The organism is Pseudomonas sp. USHLN015 (genome assembly GCF_037153275.1).
Taxonomy (GTDB): Bacteria; Pseudomonadota; Gammaproteobacteria; order Pseudomonadales; family Pseudomonadaceae; genus Metapseudomonas; species Metapseudomonas tohonis.
In genome coordinates this window covers 80,955-93,689 of record NZ_JBBCKP010000007.1, presented here as the reverse complement: position 1 = coordinate 93,689, position 12,735 = coordinate 80,955, and the positions used below count along the sequence as shown (strand labels likewise).

The 12,735-nt window shown below is 67.3% G+C and carries 11 protein-coding genes; 5 read left to right on the top strand and 6 right to left on the bottom strand.

Annotation, left to right across the window (positions count from 1 at the left end):
* Window positions 1-13: 13 nt before the first annotated feature.
* Both WFQ67_RS15585 and WFQ67_RS15580 read right to left on the bottom strand, forming a co-directional pair.
* Window positions 14-1,804 (bottom strand): acyl-CoA dehydrogenase C-terminal domain-containing protein, encoded by a 1,791-nt coding sequence (locus tag WFQ67_RS15585; RefSeq protein ID WP_263151601.1) that lies wholly within the window; start codon window positions 1,802-1,804, stop codon window positions 14-16.
* Between the two features lies 1 nt (window position 1,805).
* Window positions 1,806-3,044 carry a 3-hydroxyacyl-CoA dehydrogenase gene (locus WFQ67_RS15580; protein ID WP_285960537.1) on the bottom strand — a complete coding sequence of 413 codons (1,239 nt, stop codon included), beginning with the start codon at window positions 3,042-3,044 and terminating at the stop codon, window positions 1,806-1,808.
* A 126-nt stretch (window positions 3,045-3,170) separates the two neighbouring features.
* Here WFQ67_RS15580 and WFQ67_RS15575 point away from each other — a divergent pair, with 126 nt between their 5' ends.
* Both WFQ67_RS15575 and WFQ67_RS15570 read left to right on the top strand, forming a co-directional pair.
* Entirely contained in the window at window positions 3,171-4,073 is a 903-nt protein-coding gene (locus WFQ67_RS15575) for a LysR family transcriptional regulator (protein WP_271104250.1), read from the top strand.
* A gap of 266 nt (window positions 4,074-4,339) precedes the next feature.
* Entirely contained in the window at window positions 4,340-4,855 is a 516-nt protein-coding gene (locus WFQ67_RS15570) for a hypothetical protein (protein WP_213627047.1), read from the top strand.
* Between the two features lie 33 nt (window positions 4,856-4,888).
* Here WFQ67_RS15570 and WFQ67_RS15565 read toward each other — a convergent pair whose 3' ends face one another.
* From WFQ67_RS15565 to hslO, 3 genes are all read right to left on the bottom strand, one after another.
* Window positions 4,889-6,829 carry a RecQ family ATP-dependent DNA helicase gene (locus WFQ67_RS15565; RefSeq protein ID WP_337057420.1) on the bottom strand — a complete coding sequence of 647 codons (1,941 nt, stop codon included), beginning with the start codon at window positions 6,827-6,829 and terminating at the stop codon, window positions 4,889-4,891.
* Between the two features lie 231 nt (window positions 6,830-7,060).
* On the bottom strand, window positions 7,061-8,605 hold the full coding sequence (locus WFQ67_RS15560; RefSeq protein ID WP_213627050.1) for a phosphoenolpyruvate carboxykinase: 1,545 nt from the start codon (window positions 8,603-8,605) through the stop codon (window positions 7,061-7,063).
* Between the two features lie 420 nt (window positions 8,606-9,025).
* Window positions 9,026-9,919, bottom strand: a complete 894-nt coding sequence (gene hslO / locus WFQ67_RS15555) for an Hsp33 family molecular chaperone HslO (protein WP_173178587.1) — start codon at window positions 9,917-9,919, stop codon at window positions 9,026-9,028.
* A gap of 108 nt (window positions 9,920-10,027) precedes the next feature.
* Here hslO and WFQ67_RS15550 point away from each other — a divergent pair, with 108 nt between their 5' ends.
* Window positions 10,028-10,819, top strand: a complete 792-nt coding sequence (locus WFQ67_RS15550) for a phosphatase PAP2 family protein (RefSeq protein WP_173178586.1) — start codon at window positions 10,028-10,030, stop codon at window positions 10,817-10,819.
* Here WFQ67_RS15550 and WFQ67_RS15545 read toward each other — a convergent pair.
* Window positions 10,816-11,223: an RNA-binding S4 domain-containing protein gene (locus tag WFQ67_RS15545; RefSeq protein ID WP_111260796.1), complete on the bottom strand. Its 408-nt coding sequence runs from the start codon at window positions 11,221-11,223 to the stop codon at window positions 10,816-10,818. The two genes, WFQ67_RS15550 and WFQ67_RS15545, sit on opposite strands and share 4 nt — an antisense overlap.
* 131 nt (window positions 11,224-11,354) lie before the next feature.
* On the opposite strand from WFQ67_RS15545, the gene rimB reads away from it, so the two are divergent.
* On the top strand, window positions 11,355-11,831 hold the full coding sequence (rimB, locus tag WFQ67_RS15540; RefSeq protein WP_111260797.1) for a retropepsin-like aspartic endopeptidase RimB: 477 nt from the start codon (window positions 11,355-11,357) through the stop codon (window positions 11,829-11,831).
* Window positions 11,828-12,733 carry a 30S ribosomal protein S6--L-glutamate ligase gene (gene rimK, locus WFQ67_RS15535; protein ID WP_173178584.1) on the top strand — a complete coding sequence of 302 codons (906 nt, stop codon included), beginning with the start codon at window positions 11,828-11,830 and terminating at the stop codon, window positions 12,731-12,733. Before rimB ends, rimK begins: the two co-directional genes overlap by 4 nt.
* Window positions 12,734-12,735 lie beyond the last annotated feature (2 nt).

The window sequence follows — 12,735 nt, the reverse complement described above, 5'->3', positions numbered from 1 at the left end:
CGCGGGGTTGCACTCAGAACGCGAAGTGCGCTTCCGGCAGGGCCATCAGGCAATCCGCGCCGCCGAGCAGCGACTCGCGGTGGCCGCTGGCTCGGGGCAGCAGGCGGCGCACGTAGAAGCGCGCGCTGTGCAGCTTGGCCTGGTAGAAGTCTGCCTCACCGGTGCCGCCCTCCAGGGCGTCCTGGGCGCGGGCGGCGGCCTGCAGCCAGAGCCCGGCCAACAACACATAGGACGAGTACTGGAGGAAGTCCACCGAGCAGGCGCCGATTTCCTGGGGGTCGTGGCGCGCGCGGTCGAGCACGGTGGCGGTGAGGTCGCGCCATTCCTTGAGGCGCGCCAGCACGGCACCGGCCAGTTCCGCCAGTTCGCTACGGCCGGCCTGGGCTTCGGCCATGGCGGCCAGCTCGTCCTGCAGCGCATGGAGTTCGGCGCCGCCGTCGCCCATCAGCTTGCGGCGGATCAGGTCCAGCGCCTGGATGCCGTTGGTGCCTTCGTAGATCTGCGTGATGCGGCTGTCGCGCATCAGTTGCTCCATGCCCCATTCGCGGATGTAGCCATGCCCGCCGTACACCTGCACGCCGAGGCTGGCCACTTCCTGGCCCATGTCGGTGAAGAAGGATTTGACGATGGGGATCAACAACGCCGCGCGCTTGCCGGCGGCCTTGCGCGCGGCCGCGTCGGGGTGGCCGTGCTCCAGGTCCAGCTGGCGCCCGCAATAGGCGGCGAGCATGCGGCTGCCTTCCACCAGGGTCTTCTGGGTCAGCAGCATGCGCCGCACGTCGGGGTGATGGATGATCGGGTCGGCGGCCTTGTCGGGTTCGGCGGCCCCGGTCAGCGCGCGGGATTGCAGGCGCTCGCGGGCATAGGAAAGCGCCCCCTGGAAGGCGCGCTCGGCGATGCCCAGGCCTTGCAGGCCGACCTGGAAGCGCGCGTCGTTCATCATGGTGAACATGCAGGCCAGGCCCTGGTTGGCCTCGCCGATCAGCCAGCCGGTGGCCCCGTCGAAGTTCATCACGCAGGTGGCCGCGCCCTTGATGCCCATCTTGTGCTCGATGGCGCCGCAGGACAGGGCGTTGCGCGCACCCGGCGTGCCATCGGCGTTGGCGATGAACTTGGGCACCAGGAACAGCGAGATGCCCTTCACCCCGGCCGGGGCATCGGGCAGGCGCGCCAGGACCAGGTGGACGATGTTGTCCGAGAAGTCCTGCTCGCCACCGCTGATGAAGATCTTGCTGCCGCTGACCTTGTAGCTGCCGTCCGCCTGGGGCTCGGCGCGGCTACGCAGCAGCGCCAGGTCGGTGCCGGCCTGGGGCTCGGTGAGGCACATGGTGCCGGTCCAGGTGCCGCCGACCATCTTGTCCAGGTAGGCCTGCTTGAGCGCCTCGCTGCCGTGCTTGTAGAGCGCCAGCACGGCGCCTTCGGTGAGGCCGGAATAGACGCGGAAGGACAGGCTGGCGGCCATCAGCATCTCGTGGAAGCTGGCGGCGACCATCTGCGGGAAACCCTGGCCGCCATGCTCCACCGGGCCGGTCATGCTGGCCCAGCCGTTGTCGCAGTACTGCTTGTAGGCCTCGCGGAAGCCCGTGGGGGTGGTCACGGCGCCGCCCTCGAGGGTCACGCCTTCTTCGTCGCTGGTGCGGTTCAGCGGGGCGATGACCTCGCCGGCGTAGCGCGCGCCTTCTTCCAGCACGCCGTCGATCAGCTCGCGGTCCAGGCCATTGCCCAGCAGTTCGCAGTGGCCGGCGACGTCGAAGACTTCATGGAGTACGAAACGCATGTCGCGCAGGGGGGCGGTGTAGCTCATCTCAGGCTTCCTCTTGGAAATCGGCGAAGCGGCGGCCTTCGGCGGCCAGGCGCTGGATCAGGGCAGCGGGCTGCCAGTGCAGGCCGTGGCGGCCGGCGAGGTATTCCAGGCGCTCGCGGATGAGCTCCAGGCCCTGGCCATCGGCCCAGCTCATGGGGCCGCCCTTGTCGGCGGGGAAGCCGTAGCCGTTGAGGTAGACGGTGTCGATGTCGGCACTGGAGGCGGCGATGCCTTCTTCGAGGATCTTCGCGCCTTCGTTGACCAGCGCCAGCAGGCAGCGCTCGAGGATTTCCTCCTGGCCGATGCCGCGACGCTCGAAGCCGAGCTGCTCGGATACCTGCAGCACCAGGGCATCCACTTCCGGGTCGTGCTCGGCCTGGCGGCTGCCTTCGGCGTAGCGGTAGTAGCCCATGCGCGACTTCTGGCCGAAGCGGCCGAGGGCGCAGAGGCGGTTGTCCACCTGCACCGCCGGGTCGTCCTGGCCCTTGCCGGCCAGTTCGCGGGCACGCCATTCGAGGTCGATGCCGACCACGTCGTACATGCGGAACGGGCCCATGGCGAAGCCGAAGCCTTGCAGGGCGGCGTCGACCTGATGCGGATAGGCGCCTTCGAGCAGCATCATCCGCGCCTCGCGTACATAGGTATGGAGCATGCGATTGCCGATGAAGCCGTCGCAGTTGCCGGCGATGACGCTGACCTTGCCCATGCGCTTGCCCAGCTCCAGGGCCGCGTCCAGCACCGGCCTGGCGGTCCTGGCGCCACGCACGATCTCCAGCAGCTTCATGATGTGCGCCGGGCTGAAGAAGTGCAGGCCGAGGACCTGCTCGGGGCGCCCGGTGACGGCGGCGATGGCGTCGATGTCCAGCGCCGAGGTGTTGCTGGCGAGGATGGCCGAGGGCTTCAGCCGGGCGTCCAGCTCACGGAAGATCTGCTGCTTGAGCTCGAGGTTCTCGTACACCGCCTCGATCACCAGGTCGACGTCGGCCAGGGCGTCATAGTCGCTCACCTGGGTGATGCAGGCGCGACGCGCGGCCGCCTGGGCCTCGTCGATGCGCCCCTGGCGCACGTTGTGGGCATAGGTGTCGGCGACCACGCCCAGGGCCTGCACCAGCATCTGCGGGTTGTTGTCCAGCCACAGCACCTGCACGCCGGCATTGGCCAGGCTCATGACGATGCCTCGGCCCATGGTGCCGGCGCCGATCACGGCGGCTTGTCGAATATCGCGGGGGCTCTGGGTCATCGGATCGTCCTCTTGTTGTTCTGCGGTGGCTCGGGCCTGCGCGCGGGGATACGAAAATCGCCAGACACCTTAAGGAAGCCGGTACTATTTTTGAAATTTAGTCTTGTGATAGGTCGTATTCCCACGGTGAATATCTCCACATTCGATCTCAACCTGTTGCGTGTGCTCGACGCCCTGCTGCGCGAGCGCAATGTCTCCCGTGCCGCCGAGCGCCTGTCCCTCAGCCAGCCGGCAGTGAGCAACGCGCTCAATCGCCTGCGCGAGCTGCTCGGCGACCCGCTGCTGGTGCGCGTGGGCCGCAGCATGCAGCCGACGCCCCGGGCGCTGGCGCTGGAGGGCCCGATCCGTGCCGCCCTGGCGCAGATCGAGCAGAGCCTCGTCGCCGGCGAGGCCTTCGACCCGGCACGCAGCCGCCAGCGCTTCAGCATCGCCGTGACCGACTACGTGGAGCTGATCTGCATGACCCGCCTGCTGGAGCGCCTCGCGGTGCTGGCGCCCGGCGTGCAGATCGCCATCAGCCACCTCAGCCCCAGCCTGCCCGCCGAGGCGTTGGACAAGGGCGAGCTGGACCTTGTGCTGGGGCGCTTCCAGGGCATTGCGCCGCGCTTCGCCAGCCGCCGCTGGATGAGCGAGACCCTGCGCCTGACCGCACGCCGCGACCACCCGCTGCTGCAAGGCCAGCCGGACCTGGAGGGCTTCCTCAGGCTACGCCACCTCTGGGTGCATGGCGGCCAGACCAAAGGCATGGTCGACCTGTGGCTCGCCGAGCGTGGCCTGAGCCGGCAGATCCTCTACACCACGCCCAACTACCTGCAGGCGGCCCACATCGTCGCCGGCAGCGACCTGGTGGCCGTGCTGCCCACGCAACTGGCCCACTACTTCGCCCGCCTGCTACCGCTGGAGCTGCACGAGCTGCCCTTCGCCGTGGGGCCCTTCCACCTGGATGTGGTCAGCGTGCAGGCACGGGAACGGGACGCGGCGCTGCAGTGGCTGATCGGGCAGATCCTCGAATTGGGCGAGCCCGGCTGAGCCTCGACCGACGAACGGTAGAAGAGGCGTTTCCTGCACGTGCGTACCCAGCTGCCAGCGGCCGCCTCCAGCACGGATCACTCGCAACGCCCATGGCTCGGGCGATGCAAGCGCGACGGGAGCGCGCGCAGCGAAGCGGCGGGACAGAAGGAGGCGGAAAAAGTGCTAGACGATCGAGTCACGAGCCTTATGCGCGATCGACCTAAAAGAGGGCTTCTCCTGCCCTTAGACTGAAGCTCCCAGGCCGAAAAACCAGGGAGAACCCAATGGCTATCGCAATCACACCGACAGGACCGACCCTGTTCACCAATACCCCGCTGCCGCGGACCAACGACCCGCTGGCGATCACCGCCCAGCCCGGCGTCACCACCCAGAACGCCATCGACACCCGGAACGAGCGGGCGCGTATCGCCCGGGAAGAAGCCCAGCAGCAGTTCGAGGAGAACCGGCAGCTGGCCCGGGAACGGGCACAGGCGTTGCGGGAGGAACAGGCCCAGCAGATCCGCGAGAACGCCGCCGAGACAGCCCGGCTGCAGCAGCAACAGCTCCAGCAGCAGCGGATCGCCGACTACATCGAAGCTCAGCAGACCGATGACCTGAACCCCGACAACCCGCTTTCCGGGGACTTCATCGCTCGTCAGCGTCTGCAGCTGGATGGCAACCAACAGGCCTTCACCCAGCCCGATCTGGGCCTGGTGACGCCGCGACTGGCCAACCAGGCCATCTCCACCTACCAGGCCGTGCAACAGCCCAGCTTCAGTGACCGGGCCCTGGTGGCCTGACGAGGCTGCAGGCAGGCCATGGTGAATCCCGGGCTACAGGTCGAGCTGGCGGCTGACCCAGTCGCGCACCTGGGCGTAGGGGTAGTCCTCCAGCGCCGCGAAGCCCGGCAGGTTGCGGGCCTTCAAGCGGGTGAAGACCGGCGTGGCGATGCCGCAGAGGAAACGGGTGAGGCTCTCCGCCCCCGCATCGCGGCCGTCGTATTCGTGCTGGCGCTGGCGGAATGCTTCGCACAGCGCGGCGAAATCCTTCCCCTCCAGCGCGGGTAGCGCCGCCGGCTCGGGCAGGCGTGCCACCTGGCCACGGCACACCGAGCAGTGACCGCACCGTGCGGGTGCCTGGTGGTCCCCGAAGTAGCCGGCCAGGCGCTGGCTGAGGCAGGTGTCGCTGGCGAACAGGTCGAGCATCGCGTTGATGCGGCCGATCTCGCTGGCCTCCTGGCGCTTGAAGTAGCCGTGCAGTTCATCCGCCAGGGCGTCGGTGTTCCAGTCGCTGCGCAGCGAGGCGTAGACCTCGGTCATCTGCTTGCTTTCCAGTTCGATCCAGCCGCGCTCCTGGAAGAAATCCAGGGCCTTGACCACCCGCGCACGCTCGGCCTGGTGTTCGTTCCACAAGCGGTCGAAGTCCACCGTGCTCCAGGTCCGTGCCCGTTGCGAGGTGGCCACCAGCGCCTCGACGAACCGGCGCCGCTCGCCCTCGAACCGGGCCACCAGCGCCTCGGGCTCCACGAGGTACTTGAAGCGGTATTCGGCGAAGTAGGCGAACAGCGGGGCGATGATGCCGCGCAGCTCCAATTGCACCAGCAGGGTCTTCAGCGGCAGCTGGCGGATGTTGCTCTGGTCCGACAGCGCGTTGAGGGTCAGCTCCCAGCGCCCGCCCTCCCCAACCGCGCCCCTGAGTTCCTGCAGCACGCGGAGGATGCCGTCGCGCTCCGGCGTGTCGCCGTAGACGAAGTTCTCCAGCACGTTGAGCCCATCGCGATTGGCCAGTACCAGGCACTCGGAGCGAGCGCCATCACGCCCGGCGCGGCCGATCTCCTGGCTGTAGTTTTCCACCGACTTGGGCAGGTCGTAGTGCACCAGGTTGCGCACGTCGCTCTTGTCGATGCCCATGCCGAAGGCGATGGTCGCGACGATCATGTCCACCTGCCCGGCCATGAACCGCCGCTGCAGCGCCTCACGGGCCTCATGGCCCATACCGGCGTGGTAGGCGGCGGCGGACAGGCCGCTGCGCACCAGCACCTCGGCCACCTGCTCGGCGGTCTTCTGCAAGGTGACGTAGACGATGCCCGGCTGGCCCTTGCGCGGGGTCAGCCAGTCCACCAGGCGCGCCATGCGGGCCGGCCCGGGCACCGCCTCGACGGCGAGGTCGAGGTTGCTGCGGTAGAAGCCGGTGGTGACCACGTCCTCTAGGGCGATGGCGAACTTCTTCTGCATGTCGGCAATCACCGCCGGTGTCGCCGTGGCGGTCAGCAGCAGCACCTGGGGAATGCCGAACTGGCGCTGGTAGTCCGGCAGCTTGAGGTAGTCGGGACGGAAGTTGTGGCCCCACTCGGAGATGCAGTGCGCCTCGTCCACCACCAGCAGGGAGATCGGCACCTGCTGGATGAAACCCCGGAAGCGCTCGTTCTTCAGGCGCTCCACCGAGATCATGAGGATCTTCAGCTCGCCCGAGCGCGCCCGCGCCATGACCTCGGCGGCCTCCTCGCGGCTCTGCGCGGAGTCGATGCTGGCGGCGGCGATGCCGTGGCGATGGAGAAAGGCCAGCTGGTCCTGCATCAGTGCCAGCAGCGGCGAGACCACCAGGGTCAGGTGCGGCAGGTGCAGCGCCGGGAGCTGGTAGCACAGCGACTTGCCGGAGCCGGTGGGAAAGATCGCCGCCGTCGAGCGGCCGGCCAGCACCGAGCGGATCGCCGCCTCCTGGCCGGGGCGGAAGGCGTCGTAGCCGAAGGTGGCGGCGAGGGTGTTGCGAGGCATGGCTTCACTCCGTCGAAAGGGGCCGTCGATCATGGCCCGAAGCGCAACGCAACAGCGCCGCGACAGGGCAAGGCGCCGCCCTGTATGTCCGTAGGATGGCGTAGAGCGCAGCGAAACCCATCATGATCCGTTCCCAGCATCAGCGCCCGGCTCAGGCACCGCGAACGCGGGCGTCGCACGGCGAGCAATGAAAAAGCCGCCCGGAGGCGGCTTCTTCTACAACGGGCTCGCTTACAGCTGCGGGCCGGCGTTGCGGATGGCGTCGGAGACGTCGAACTTCTTGAAATTCTCGATGAACTTCTCGGCCAGGCCCTTGGCGGCTTCGTCGTAGGCAGCCTTGTCAGCCCAGGTGTTGCGCGGGTTGAGCAGGTTGGTCTCGACGCCCGGAACGGCCTTCGGCACGTCCAGGTTGATCAGCGGCAGGTGCTCGGTCTCGGCACCGATCAGAGCGCCGCTCTGGATGGCCGCGATCACGCCACGGGTGGTGGGGATGTTGAAGCGCTTGCCGACGCCGTAGCCACCACCGGTCCAGCCGGTGTTGACCAGGTACACCTTGGAGCCGAAGCCCTTGATGCGCTTGATCAGCAGCTCGGCGTACTCGCCGGCCGGGCGTGGGAAGAAGGGCGCGCCGAAGCAGGTGGAGAAGGTCGACTTGATGCCGCCGCCGGAACCCATCTCGGTGGAACCCACCAGGGCGGTGTAGCCGGACAGGAAGTGGTAGGCAGCCTGCTCGTTGTTGAGGATCGACACGGGCGGCAGTACGCCGGTCAGGTCGCAGGTCAGGAAGATCACGGCGTTCGGCTCGCCGGCACGGTTGGCCTCGACGCGCTTCTCGACCAGCTCCAGCGGGTAGGCCGCACGGGAGTTCTGGGTCAGGCTGTCGTCGCTGTAGTCGGGCAGGCGGGTTTCCGGATTCAGCACGACGTTTTCCAGGACGGCGCCGAACTGGATGGCTTTCCAGATCACCGGCTCGTTCTTCTCGGACAGGTCGATGCACTTGGCGTAGCAGCCGCCTTCGATGTTGAACACGGTGCCCACGCCCCAGCCGTGCTCGTCGTCACCGATCAGGTAACGGCTTTCGTCGGCGGACAGGGTGGTCTTGCCGGTGCCGGACAGGCCGAAGAACAGGGTGGTGTCGCCGTCTTCGCCGACGTTGGCGGCGCAGTGCATCGGCAGCACGTCTTTTTCCGGCAGCAGGAAGTTCTGCACGGAGAACATGGCCTTCTTCATTTCACCGGCGTAACGCATGCCGGCGATCAGCACTTTCCTGGCGGCGAAGTTGAGGATCACGCAGCCATCGGAGTTGGTGCCGTCACGCTCCGGCTCGCAGACGAAGTTCGGGGCGTTGATGATCTGCCATTCCTGGCGGGCCTGCGGGTTGTACTGCTCGGGGTTGATGAACAGGCAGCGGCCGAACAGGTTGTGCCAGGCGGTCTCGGTGGTCATCTTGACCGCCAGGTAATGCTCGGGGTCGGAGCCGACGTGCACGTGGGAAACGAAACGCTCGCGCTCGGTCACATAGGCTTCGACGCGGTCCCACAGGGCATCGAACTTGTCCGCCGGGAAGGGACGGTTGATGGCGCCCCAGGCGATCTTGGATTCGGTGGTCGGCTCCTGGACGATGAAGCGGTCGGCCGGAGAACGGCCGGTGCGGTGACCGGTCCTAACTACCAGCGAACCGTTGGCGGCCAGCTCACCCTCGCCACGGCGGATGGCCTCTTCGACCAGTTGCGCGGCGCTGATATCGGTGTACACGGCGGTATTGGCTTGCGTCATGTGGTTCCCCGTCGGCGAGAGGCCGAGTCCTCCAATCAAATATGTAGTGGGTCATGCGACCCGCTACAGCGAAAAAAGTGCGCCGGATTATGCCAGAGGAACTATGGCTTAGGCGAGATGACTGGACGTAAGGCAGACGATACGGGGGTTTCAGTCAGACCGGGCACCGGGAGCCGCGACTCTGGCGAGCGCTTTTCAAGCGGGTTCGTCGCTGGAAATGACCGAGTCGGCAATGCCGGTCACCCTCGGAACGCCACGCGAGAAAACGAGGCCAGGCGGGCGCTTGCGGAGATATCCACAGGCCCGGGCTGCGCTACGAAACACTACAAATAGGTAGGAGACTTATTAGTTGGACGAGATAGCTGGAAGCCTGAAGAAGGCGTCGTGCCACTTCCGGCTTCGAGCTTCGAGCTTCGCCCGTCAGTGTTTTGTGCTGGACGGCGCCGCGCTGCCGCCACCGGCGAACAGTTGCGCCACGTCGGCGGCGTCGAAGCTGTAGCGCTGGTTGCAGAACTGGCAGTCGATGACCACTGTGCCGCCGTTCTCGTCCAGCAGGGCTTCGGCGTCGGTGCGGCCCAGGCTGACCAGGGCGTTGGCCGAGCGCTGGCGCGAGCAGCTGCAGCGGAAGCTGATGGGGCGCGGGTCGAACAGGCGCACCTGCTCCTCGTGGTAGAGGCGGTGCAGCACGGTTTCGTTGTCCAGGCCCAGCAGTTCCTCGGCGGTGAGGGTGTCGGCCAGGGTGGTCAGGTGCTGCCAGCTGGCGGCACGGGCTTCCGGGTCCTTCAGGCGGTCCGCCGGCAGTGCTTGGAGCAGGAGGCCCCGGGCGTTGCGGCCATCGGCGTTGAGCCAGAAGCGGGTCGGCAGCTGTTCGGAGTTGGCGAAGTAGGCGGACAGGCTCTCGGCCAGGTTGCTGCCCTCCAGGCTGACGATGCCCTGGTAGCGCTGGCCCTGCCTGGGGTCCACGGTCAGGGTCAGCACGCCCTCGGGCATCAGTTCGTGCAGGCCGGCACCCGGCTCCACCTGCTCGGCGTGGTAGCGGGCGATGCCGCGCAGCTCGCGATCGCTGGAGCACTCGACCATCAGCAGCGGCACGGCGCCGGAGGAGCGCGCCTGGAGCACCAGGAGGCCGTCGAACTTCAGGGTGCCGACCAGCAGCGAGGCGGCGGCGAGCATTTCACCGAGCAGCTGGGCCACCGGCTCCGGGTAGGGGTGCTTGGCCAGCACGTGGGCGTAGCTCTCGCCCAGGGCGACCATCTCACCGCGCACGTCGGTGTCGTCGAAAAGGAAGCGCTGGGTATTGTCGAAGGTCGGCATGAGGAGGGAACCCGGGAAGGAAAGATGACAGAACGATGACGGCGGACTATAAAGCGCGCCTTTCCACGGCCTGCGATAGATGAGGATGGGAATTTTATGGAGAAACCGATGCGTGTCCAAGCCTCCTGGCGATGGCCGGCCCTGATCGGCCTGCACGCCTTCGCCCTGCTGCTGCTCGCCAGTTGGCTGTCGCCGGCCACCCGGGCGCTCTGGGACCAGGCCGACCGGGCCGTCTACCTGGCCCTCAACGGCTCCCTGGAAGGCCACCCGCTGTGGATGGGCTTCTGGGCCTTTTGCAGCACGCGGCTGTTCGACATCCTCGCCGGCGGCCTGATGCTCGCGCTGCTGATCCGCCAGGACTGGGTGTTCCGCCGCCACCAGTTGCGCCCCGCGCTGTTCACCTTCATCGCCCTGATGCTGGTGCTCGTGGCGGTGCGCATCCTCTTCACCCGCATCGCCGTGCACCATGGCTGGCAGCACGCCAGCCCGTCCATGGTGCTGGGCGGCATGCAACTGTCCGATCACTTCCCGCTGCTGGAAAGCGTGTTCGAGGTGAAGGACCGCTCCAGCCGCAGCTTCCCCGGCGACCACGCCTCGGTGCTGATGCTCTGGGGCCTGTTCATGGCGATCTTCGCCCGTGGCTGGAACCGCGTGACGGTGATCGCCCTGGCCACCGCGATGATGCTGCCGCGCCTGGTGGCCGGTGCCCACTGGCTGGCGGACGACCTGGTCGGCGGCCTGTTCATCACCCTGCTGGTGCTGGCCTGGGGCTGGTGCACCCCGGCGGGCGACCACCTCGCCCGCGTGCTGGCCTGGCTGGCCAGCCCGGCCATGCGCCTGGGCAGCCGCGTGCCTTTGCTCAACCGCCTGGCGCTGCTGGACGACAAGCGCCTGCGCTAGCCCTCGAAATCGCCGGAGCCGCCGCGCAGGTAGTGGATCTGCCGGCGCTGCTTCTTGGTCGGCCGGCCCTCGGTCTGCACGCCCAGGGCGCCGGCCTTGCGCAGGGCCGCCGCCTCCTCGCGGCGGGCGATGCTCTCGGCGGTCTCCTCGTAGAGCGTCTGCGCCTCGGGCGCGCCCCGGCGCACCACCGACAGCGCACGGACCACCACGGTGCGCTCCTCGAAGCCGGTGCGGATCACATACTGGTCACCGATCCGTGGCTCCTTGCCCGGCTTGCAGCGCTCACCCCGGTGGTGGACCTTGCCGCCCTCGATGGCCTCCTTGGCCAGCGCGCGGGTCTTGTAGAACCGCGCAGCCCACAGCCACTTGTCCAGGCGCACCTTGTCGTCGTCTTTGTCGCTCATGCCTCGGTTTCCATGCTGGCAGGCTGCACGGGATCGCAACCTGAAAATTTGCCTCCCGGGCGCACGCCGGGCCGGATGCAGTTGTCACAAGGGGCAACTAGAATGCCGACAACTTTACCGGAAAGCATGCTTTGAAGACTTTCGACCAACTCTCCGTGATCGGCCTGCGTGAATGGATAGCCCTGCCCGAACTCGGCATGGTCGGCCTGCGCGCCAAGATCGACACCGGGGCCAGCACCTCCACCCTGCATGCCAGCGACATCGTGCCCTTCGAGCGCGATGGCCAGCGCTGGGTGCGCTTCACCGCGCACCTCGGCACCCTGGTACAGCGGCGCCATCGCTGCGAGGCGCAGGTGGTCTCGGTGAAGACCATCAAGAGTTCCAACGGCCAGGCCCAGAGCCGCTATGTGATCAGCACCACGGTCGCCCTGGGCGATCGCGCCTGGCCGATCGAGTTCACCCTGGCCTGTCGCAAGACCATGCGCTACCGCGTGCTGATCGGATCCAAAGCCCTGGTGGACGGCCAACTGGTGGTCAACCCGGCCCTTAGCTACGTACAGGACAAGCCGACCCTACCGGCCTTCGACTCCCTTCCAGGTGCCCAATGAAAATTGCCGTGCTGTCGCGCAACCCGCGTCTGTATTCGACCCGTCGCCTGGTGGAGGCCGGCCAGCAGCGCGGGCACGAGATCCAGGTGATCGACACCCTGCGCGCGTACATGAACATCGCCAGCCACAAGCCGCAGATCCACTACCGCGGCCAGCCGCTGGAAGGCTTCGACGCGGTGATCCCGCGCATCGGCGCCTCGGTGACCTTCTACGGCTGCGCCGTGCTGCGCCAGTTCGAGATGATGGGCGTGTTCCCCCTCAACGAGTCGGTGGCCATCAGCCGCTCGCGGGACAAGCTGCGCTCCCTGCAACTGCTCTCGCGCAAGGGCATCGGCCTGCCGGTGACCGGCTTCGCCCACTCCCCCGACGACATCCCCGACCTGATCCGCATGGTCAACGGCGCCCCGCTGGTGATCAAAGTGCTGGAAGGCACCCAGGGCATAGGCGTGGTGCTGTGCGAAACGGAGAAGGCGGCCGAATCGGTGATCGAGGCCTTCATGGGGCTGAAGCAGAACATCATGGTGCAGGAGTACATCCGCGAGGCCGGCGGCGCCGACATCCGCTGCTTCGTGGTGGGCGACAAGGTCATCGCCTCGATGAAGCGCCAGGCCAAGCCGGGCGAGTTCCGCTCCAACCTGCACCGTGGCGGCAGCGCCAGCCTGATCAAGATCACCCCGGAAGAACGCATGACCGCCATTCGCGCCGCCAAGGTCATGGGCCTGTCGGTGGCCGGCGTCGACATCCTGCGTTCCAACCACGGCCCGCTGGTGATGGAGGTGAACTCCTCCCCCGGCCTGGAAGGCATCGAAGTGACCACCGGCAAGGATGTCGCCGGGATCATCATCGAACACCTGGAAAAACACGCCGGCCCCAACATGACCCGCACCAAGGGCAAGGGCTGAAC

What these genes read in the sequence shown, in the direction of transcription:
- WFQ67_RS15580 (WP_285960537.1), bottom strand. Translation starts at nt 3,044, where the DNA reads ATGACCCAGAGCCCCCGCGATATTCGACAAGCCGCCGTGATCGGCGCC.
- WFQ67_RS15570 (WP_213627047.1), top strand. Translation starts at nt 4,340, where the DNA reads ATGGCTATCGCAATCACACCGACAGGACCGACCCTGTTCACCAATACC.
- hslO (WP_173178587.1), bottom strand. Translation starts at nt 9,919, where the DNA reads ATGCCGACCTTCGACAATACCCAGCGCTTCCTTTTCGACGACACCGAC.
- WFQ67_RS15550 (WP_173178586.1), top strand. Translation starts at nt 10,028, where the DNA reads ATGCGTGTCCAAGCCTCCTGGCGATGGCCGGCCCTGATCGGCCTGCAC.
- WFQ67_RS15545 (WP_111260796.1), bottom strand. Translation starts at nt 11,223, where the DNA reads ATGAGCGACAAAGACGACGACAAGGTGCGCCTGGACAAGTGGCTGTGG.
- WFQ67_RS15585 (WP_263151601.1), bottom strand. Translation starts at nt 1,804, where the DNA reads ATGAGCTACACCGCCCCCCTGCGCGACATGCGTTTCGTACTCCATGAA.
- rimK (WP_173178584.1), top strand. Translation starts at nt 11,828, where the DNA reads ATGAAAATTGCCGTGCTGTCGCGCAACCCGCGTCTGTATTCGACCCGT.
- WFQ67_RS15560 (WP_213627050.1), bottom strand. Translation starts at nt 8,605, where the DNA reads ATGACGCAAGCCAATACCGCCGTGTACACCGATATCAGCGCCGCGCAA.
- WFQ67_RS15565 (WP_337057420.1), bottom strand. Translation starts at nt 6,829, where the DNA reads ATGCCTCGCAACACCCTCGCCGCCACCTTCGGCTACGACGCCTTCCGC.